This is a genomic window from Aquimarina aggregata (assembly GCF_001632745.1).
Classification (GTDB): Bacteria; Bacteroidota; Bacteroidia; order Flavobacteriales; family Flavobacteriaceae; genus Aquimarina; species Aquimarina aggregata.
Genome location: NZ_LQRT01000022.1, coordinates 1 through 8948, shown reverse-complemented (window position 1 = coordinate 8948; position 8948 = coordinate 1). Strand labels below are relative to the sequence as shown.

The 8948-nt window shown below is 31.5% G+C and carries 4 protein-coding genes; all 4 read left to right on the top strand.

Annotated elements, in window-relative coordinates; genetic code table 11:
* The first annotated feature begins 750 nt into the window (after positions 1–750).
* Positions 751–2115 carry a hypothetical protein gene (locus AWE51_RS15325; RefSeq protein WP_066315019.1) on the top strand — a complete coding sequence of 455 codons (1365 nt, stop codon included), beginning with the start codon at positions 751–753 and terminating at the stop codon, positions 2113–2115.
* 751 nt (positions 2116–2866) lie between these two features.
* Complete coding sequence (locus tag AWE51_RS26890) at positions 2867–3016, top strand: hypothetical protein (RefSeq protein WP_198403836.1); 150 nt, start codon at positions 2867–2869, stop codon at positions 3014–3016.
* A gap of 499 nt (positions 3017–3515) precedes the next feature.
* Positions 3516–6167, top strand: a complete 2652-nt coding sequence (locus AWE51_RS15320) for a carbohydrate-binding protein (protein ID WP_066315017.1) — start codon at positions 3516–3518, stop codon at positions 6165–6167.
* Positions 6168–6437: 270 nt separating this feature from the next.
* Positions 6438–8363, top strand: coding sequence for a T9SS type A sorting domain-containing protein (locus AWE51_RS15315; RefSeq protein WP_066315015.1), 1926 nt, complete (start codon positions 6438–6440; stop codon positions 8361–8363).
* Positions 8364–8948: the final 585 nt, after the last annotated feature.

The window sequence follows — 8948 nt, the reverse complement described above, 5'->3', positions numbered from 1 at the left end:
CTTTCCAAACAATGAATGGACTTTTGTTGTTTTATTGAAATATTAGGAAAAGAGTAGATATCCTTGTTGCTACATTTTCACTGACAAAAAAATGATTTACGTTTTGTAATGCTTTTGAATACAACGACAACTAATAAAAAATTTTACTTAGCTCCATAACCTTGGATTTGATCTGTTAAAGCATGTTAATTTAGGGGAATGAATAATTAAAACTGATTTTTGATAAAAACACGTGTGAAAATGAATATTCAAAAAACCTAAATTGATTTGGTTTTTCATATAGAGGGATACAATTCTGACTACTTTGTATAGTGATATGAGGCAGATATAGAGTATGTTAACCAAAAGTAAACTCTTATTTATTGTTGGTTAACTATTTACTGTTTATCTTAATCGGGATTACCAAATTAACAGCTTTTTTCTAAGGAAATTAATTGAAAAAAGATGTTTTATAAAATATATGTTATTAAGCTTAACATTAATGAATATCTCATGTTAGGTTTCCTATACTTTTAAATAAAGAAAAAGAATATAAAAAAATTATCCTAGCGTTTCAATTTTTATTCGTTAATAAAAAAGCTCGAGCAAATGGCGAGAAGGAAGTTATTTATGTGATAATTACCTCGTGATAATATGTTTAATGACAAAAATTGAATATATATAAACAAGAAGCATTTTATATTTCCTTTACTACCCTTTTTTAAATTTTTTTAGAAATAAAAATTTATAACTTTTAAAACCATAATAAAAATGAAAAAAAAGAAAATTTCAGTATTAGTTGTTTTTTTGATTGTTCAATTAGCATTTACTCAGAGTATTAAGTTAGTAGGTCCAAGAAATTTGAATTTAGATAATTGGGATGTTCCTATACCCAGAGTCCTTTATAGTGATGATAATGGAACTATTTATCATTACCTCACAGAAGCCTCACAACCTAGAACTAATGAATTATTAAGATTTGATGAATCTCTTAATAGATGGATAAATGTAACAGATAATTCTTTTCTAATAGGAAATGGTGCTGGTCCATCAGAGGGAGTACCACAACCGGATGGTAGTATTATAGTAGTTTCTAGAACTTTTGGAGGGAATGCAGAGCACACGGTACATACTTTGTTTCCTGATGGAAACTTTGAGGAGTTTGGTGGGCCTACAGGGCTTTCTGGTAATAATGCTGGTGCAGCCTTAGATATAGAAAAAGCTCCTAATGGCGATATTTATTATTCACATTCAACGATTTCAGTAGGTGTAAATCATTGGAATGGCGAAGAATGGATTCCATTGCCTAATGTTGTTGATTCTACTTTGGGGGGTAGTTCATCATTAGAAATTGATGAAGATGGTGCTCTATATGTATTACATAGCAATAACACGACTGATAATACTGCACAACTAGAAGTTTATGATGGGGAGAAATGGAACACTATTTACAATAGTGAAGATAATGGAGTAGTGGATTCTAATTTATATGTGGTCTCTTCAAAAGAGATATATATAAGTTATACAATAGGAGATGAAGCCTTTGTAGTATTGTTTGATGGTGCTAATGCAACTAAAATGGGTAATCCAGTTAAAAATTTGCAAACGACTTTAAACTCTGGAGAATTACTAAAAAGTACTTTGGGGAAGTTATATCTAACAACGTATGATAGTGATGCAGGATTTTATGTGTTTAATAATGAAGAAAATGATTGGGAAGAAATTGAAAATACAATTTCTGACAGAGGGAGTATTTCTGGATTTAGATCAAGATTGTTAGAACTAAATGGATCAATTTATAATACTTTTAATGAATCTAATGGAATCACAACAGTTAAATACACGCCGTCGGATAGCACACAATTACCGAATGAAAATAGAATTAGTGATTTTGGATCATTCCGGGTAAGTAGAAATGTTCAAAATTTGTTTTTTACTAGTAATGCTGAAACCGAGGCCTCTCTTTCTGTCTATGATATTATTAGAAATAGAGAGGTGTTGTCCACTACGATAAATGTTTCAGAAGGAATCAATAATTTCCAATTCACCAGAACAGGACGAGTAAGTATCTTTATAGCGAGACTTAAAGATTTAAATTCTTCCCAACAAGAATTGATACACAGGTTTTTGAGATAATCGTAATTGATTTTTTTATTTTTCATTCAAGTATCTCAATACCCTTTAGCATTCTGTTTAAGAAAAAATAGAATAATTTTGGGCATAACACAAGTACATATTTATAGATCCGATCAGCTTTGATTGTTTGATAAAGAATATGATATAATTAAAATCTCCGGTGCTTGAAATCCGGAGATTTTAATCTTTAAGTCATGAACAAAGTATCTTGTATGATTACTTAACTTGGCCTCCTCTTATTAGATCCAATTTTTACTTCTGACCAGCACTTAATTTGCAAGACAATAAAAGATAAAATAATGCAGCAAAAAGATTATCTACTGGTATGATTTGAATATGTTTTTGTCTAATTTTACAATAACCTTAAAACCTAAACGAACTTAACAAATTTACACAATGAAAACCTTTTTAACCAAAAAACTGTTGTTCTGGTCGAGCAAATTCTCAAGGTTTTGCTCACTTAAAAATTATAAATTCATATCTACAAAATTATTTTTTAAGTTCCACATCGTAACTTCGGTAGTTCATTACATTCTAAATTTTTCTTCCCAAGTAGTTATCGTATAGATTAAGAATTATTACATGCGTTATTTCAGGTTGTATTTTGTTTATAACAATATACGTAGTGGCTCCAGTAAGCTTCAATTTTATTATGAAAGAGGACTAAGGAAATCATCGATTCGCAAAATCATGCAGTATATGGTGTATGCCTTGAATAATAGATGAAAATTTAAAAGTGGAAGAGAGATAATTGAAATTAACGATAAAACTTCAAGTCAACTTATCTGGTACAGACTATGCTTATCAGTATAATCAAAGTGCTAATAGTATACTGGTGGCGTATGGGGGTACTGTGCCAGATACAAGTTTAGATAATAATCATTTATGTCATTTAAAATGAATGATACTTAATTTAAGATAGAAGAAACTATCAATTAATAATAATTTCTATTAAGATGTAAGCCTTTATATACTTTTATTTTAATGCTTTGATTTTAAAAGGGCTCTACCAAAAAGTTTATGTGATTTAATTAGTTCTTTATTCCCCAATTAAGTATGAATTAAGTAAAAAAATGAGTGATTAATGATGGTAGAGCTCTTAGTAAATATATCCTTAAAATTACTATAACGACTTCTATAACCCACTAATAAATAACTACTAAAACTATTGTTTAACTAATGTTTATTAAATTATCAGAGTTACGTTTTTTACAGATGTTTCTATTATTGATTATACCACGTCCTCCATAAAATAGTTAATAATGAAAAAAATAAACTATATGCGACAAGAATTTTGACCAGTTTCTGGATAATAAACCAAAAGTAATTATTACCGGGTTTTAAAAAAAATCTTGCCAATAATAAACAAATAATATTCTTAAAACCATAAATATTGAAAAATGAAAAAAAACTTAAATTTTTTATTAATTACCATTCTGCTGGTATCATTGACGATACCTTCGTGGGGACAAATACCGTTCAATAAACAAAGCAAAGGAAGAATTGCAATAAGCTCAGATGGGAATTTCTGGGACAGTGATGATTTTGGAGCAACAGCAGCTAGTTTAGCATTATTAGCCAAAGCCGAATTACAAGATAAATTAGTGCTTTACACATATGCAGATCATATTTGGGGAAGCGAAAATAATAGGATGCCTCAAGTTGAGGAAAGCGCTCTTGGAGGTAGAGATCGATTTAAATTTACAAACGCCGACTTTATCCCAGCAGTTACAAATCCAGAAGTAGCCTATAATGCTATGAGAGATGAAATAAATGCTTCTAGTAGTAATAACCCACTCATTATAGTATGTGCAGGACCCATGCAAGTTGCAGGTACTGCTTTGGATAGAGCTCAACCATCCAAAAGACAATATGTAACACTTATATCACATTCTTATTGGAACAACCACCATTCTGATAAACCTGAGCTAAGTAGGGAATCATCTCATAGTGGTTGGACATGGGATAAGATGAAAAATGCTTTTACCAACGTAAATTTTATTAAAATAAGAGATCAGAATGAAGAAACCAGTAGTAGCCTAGGGTTTAATACCGAAAGAGCGGGACCTGGAGGATCCAGAGATTGGGCAAGTTGGCACTGGATGCGTGATTCTAATGATGAAAATGTAAGATGGTTATACTCTAGAGCTCAGGCAGTAGGTCGTCCCGATATCTCTGATTGCGGAATGATTTGGTACCTTATTCATAATGATGAAAATGGAGGACCACAAAAAATGAAAAATTATATTGGCAATGGAATCTCTGTTGGCAATGGAAATGGAGGAGGTTGTAATACTACAGAAGTAGTTACACCTTCAGAAGATCTATATTTACAAGGAGCCGATCGTTTTAATACCGGAGATCTTAGGATTGAGAGTGGAAAAAGAGTTTCATATCTTAAATTTCAAGTGCCTTCTGTCTCAAAGCCCTTAGAAACTGTTAAGCTGGAATTAACCGTGTCTTCTGATAGTGGTAATGGGTTAATAGAAGTATTTAAAGGTACTTCTAATAATTGGACAGAAACAAATCTATCTAATAACAATAAACCAGGAGAAGGAGTTAAATTAGGATCACTGAACACCACATATTCAAAAAATCAGTCTTATCAATGGGAGTTATCAGGAGTTACACCAGGAGAAACTATCTCTCTTATTCTTAAACAAACTGAAGGAAATGATGTGTCATTCTCCTCTAAGGAAGGAGTAAAAGCACCAAGACTTATTCTTAAGCTTAGGTGTAATGATAATGACATCAATAAAGCAATTTCTATTCCTGGTATATTGGAAGCTGAGAATTTCGATACTCAAAAGGGACTCCAAGTTGAAAACACATCTGATATTGGTGGTGGACAAAATATAGGGTATATCGAAAATGGAGACTCCGCTACTTATAAAATAAATGTGAATAAATCAGGAGAGTATGAAGTAATAACTAGAGTTGCTAGTAATACTGCTGGAGGAAAAATTATAATAAAAGCAAAACAATCCAAAGTAGGAGAAATACCTGTTACAAATTCAGGCGGATGGCAATCATGGATAGATGTTAAAACCTCTATTAATCTTACTAAGGGTGAACAGACGCTAAAACTAGATTTTTCAGGAGGTAATGGATATTTGTTTAATATTAATAAGCTAAGCTTTAAAGAGCAAGATAATACCGGAGATGGAAACAAGACGTGTATTGCTGTAGAAAAAAATGGTATTGTAGCCGTTGAGGCAGAACATTTTGAAGGCCAATCTAAAGACGAAAACCGAAGGTGGTATACTTTTGATAGCAATACAACAGGAACTCCAGGTCCAGATCCAGACCCTAACCATTCTGATAATGCTAGTGGGAATAAATATTTAGAGATTTTGCCAGATACTAGAGTAACTCATGGAGACCCTTTAACCGCTGAAAGTTTTTCAGATCAACCGGGAAAAACTACTATTATCGATTATAAAATAAAGTTTACAACCTCAGGTAAATATTTTGTTTGGGTAAGAGCGCACTCTACTGGAACAGAAGATAATGGAGTACATGTTGGTATTAATGGTATATGGCCAGCTTCTGGACAAAAAATGCAATGGTGTGAGGGTAAAAACAAATGGACCTGGGAAAGTAAACAACGTACGGGAGCAAACCATTGTGGAGAACCTCAAAAAATCTTTCTCAATATCCCATCACCAGGAATACATACTATTTCTTTCTCTATGAGAGAAGATGGATTTGAGATGGATAAATTTGTGTTGTCAAAGGCTTATAGTAAACCTTCGGGATTAGGGCCAGAAATGGTATTAGAAGATTGCATGGATAATATTACAAGTGACACAAATTTTGAAAATATAAATACAAGGAAAGTTAAAGTTTTTCCAAATCCTGGAAAAGATTTCATCTCAGTTTCAGGGGTTAAATCTGGAGAATCTATTGAGATCTATGACTTTTATGGAAGCAAGGTGAAAACAGTAATAATTTCGAACAAAAATGCTTCAATTGATATTTCTGAATTAAAATCAGGGTTGTATATAATTTCAATACAAGGATCTGATAAAATTCAATTTATTAAAAAATAAATTTGATCTAAAGGACTACTCAAGGAATTAAAGCTTTGAGTAGTTTACTTCTAGAATGTTAATAATTTTTTGGTATTAGACATCAAAAAAATAACAGTCATAAGGAAAGATTAAAAAATGTAATTTAATAAACTATAACGTATAGTAATGATTCGGACACGAATTCTAATTTACTCAATTTAAATGTATTCAGTTTCTCTAACTTTAAAAATTAATAACAATTTTATCCCATAAGATTATAATTTTAAAACCTATTAACGTATTCACACAATGAAATTAATTAATCATTCAAAGACTAGTTTGCTTATTAACAAGCATATTTGTCAAAACATAATATATAGTGTACTGTTCTTTTTCACTATTACGATTTCTGTTGCTCAGCAGAGGGTGGGTGACCCCAATGTTAAATTTGATCAAAGTAAGATAGATCCAAGGTATCAGGATCAAATGCTTAAATGGCAAACCGCTGGAGTGGAGAATGGTATCCCTATTTTAAAGGACATTCCTATTGTAGACACATTAAAAGGGACTAATTCTGAGCAAATAAACGATGCAATTAATAAAGTTGCAAATTCAAATAAATTGGTCGGAATCTTGCTTAGAAATGGAGATTACAACATCAACGCTACAATAAGGCTAAGGTCAAATGTATGTCTTATTGGCGAAAGCCGGGACGGTGTAAAATGTAATATTGATATGTCAGGAGGAAAGGCTTTTAACTTTTATAAGGTTAATAATAGCGGTTTATACCGACTTACAATTCAAGGGAGCTGGGGTAGGCCTAAGTATAAATGGAACTATAGTATTGATGCAAATGATGAGTTAGATAATAGTAATACCTCAGTAAACATAAAAGAATCCGAGAATTGTTGGGTTGATAATGTTAGAATTTTAAATAGCGCTCACAACCCTATCGATGTCGCTTCAAATCATAATACTTTAAGAGATTTATATATTGATGGAGCTCATCGTAAGTCTGGAGGAGGTCAGGGGTATTTCTATATAGGAGGTGCTTATAATTTAGTTACTGGATGTCAGGTTACTCATTTAAGACATATATCAATTCAAAACCCAAGAGCTGAGTATAACGTGATTTATGGCAATGACTTTATGCAAGAAGTTAGTTTTCACTCAAATGATAATGGTAATAACCTGATAGAAAACAATAAGATCACATTACCAAGTGATATGTCTCCTGTTACTATGAGCGAACTTCAGCCAGGTGATCCAAAAGAAATTGCAACCAATGCTCCATCTTATTTTGCTATTATGGGGCCATGGTCCAAAAGACACTTTAACTCAAGAAACCCAAACTTTATAATAAACAATAGGTGTTTACAACTTAATCATAATTACGGTTCAAAAGAACCTTGGTCTGCACCAGGGATATTATATAAAGGGCCCAGAAAATTAGGGCTTTCAATTCAAGAAAGAATCAACAATTTTCCAGCTGTAGATTCAAAACTAAACCCAAATGGAGGAACACTCTATCCGATACAATTAAGCGATAACGGTAACCCTTGCAGTGGTACTTCATCTGCACCTATAGGTAAGGAAATTTGGATAAAATCGGCTCAGAACAAAAGATACGTCAGTGCAAAAATAAGGAGAACTGTACCGGTTCTTGAGGCAGATAAAGATGCATTGGGTTCATGGGAAAAATTCAATATTGTTGATGCCAGAAATGGATATATTGCAATACAATCTTCAGCTAATGATAATTTTATTAGTGCAGATAAGAAAATCTCCGAAGATCGTCCATTAGTAGCTAATAGAGAAAATATAAGCGGATCATGGGAAAAATTCAAGTGGATTTCTTTGAGCGGAAATAAGTTTGCTCTACAGTCTCAGGCAAACGATAAATATATTCAAGCTAAAATAGATCAAATAGGTAATCCTTTATTAGCAAAAGCTGATGCTATTAAAGGTTGGGAAACTTTTGAATGGGGTATAGTTAATTCCTTGAAAATTTCAGAAATTAATACATTTAAAATATATCCAAACCCAGGAGGAAATGTAATAAATATTTCGAATTTGACTACAGGGGATGTAATAAAGGTTTACAATACTAATGGTAAAATATTACTAACCAACAAGGCACTACAAAATAAAATAACATTAGATGTCTCAGATTTTGATAGAGGAATTTATTTTATTTCAATTCAAGGTAAAACTTATAAATGGATAAAAAAATAGTATTTAGAATATTGGAAAGAGACTTCTATATGACTTAATAAATATCATTCCACTCTTAGTTGGTACTAAGGTTCTGTTTTTTTGTAACCTTAATTCATTAATCATAAATATGCAAATGTAAATATCAACCAAAAAGAGAACATGAATGTCTGGTTTCATAGGCAGGTTATACTTCTAAAATATCAATAATTATGGTCTGATTAAGAAGAGACTTTAAATTACAGTATTGTAAATCAGTTATTTGTGTTTCTAAAATTCAAATGTACAATAACTAATTTCTCAACTTAGCAAAGGACGGTTTTCAAGCGAAAATTGTTTATAAAAGCAACATAAGTATTGTTTTTATAATCTATTCTTAAATTTTAGATGTTCGGGAAAAGTATTATTGAAGGTATAAGTAAGAGTAGAGAATAGCCATCCAGAAAATAAATTTTTAACAGAATTAACTATTAATCTAACACTAAATTGGAGATTCTTGTGAATTTGACCCGGGTATTCCTGTTTAAATTGAGCATAGCAAAACAGTTCCCAAAATCGTGTTTATTTTGTTGTTAAAATTACATTTTTTTTCTTTTTCTTCTCATC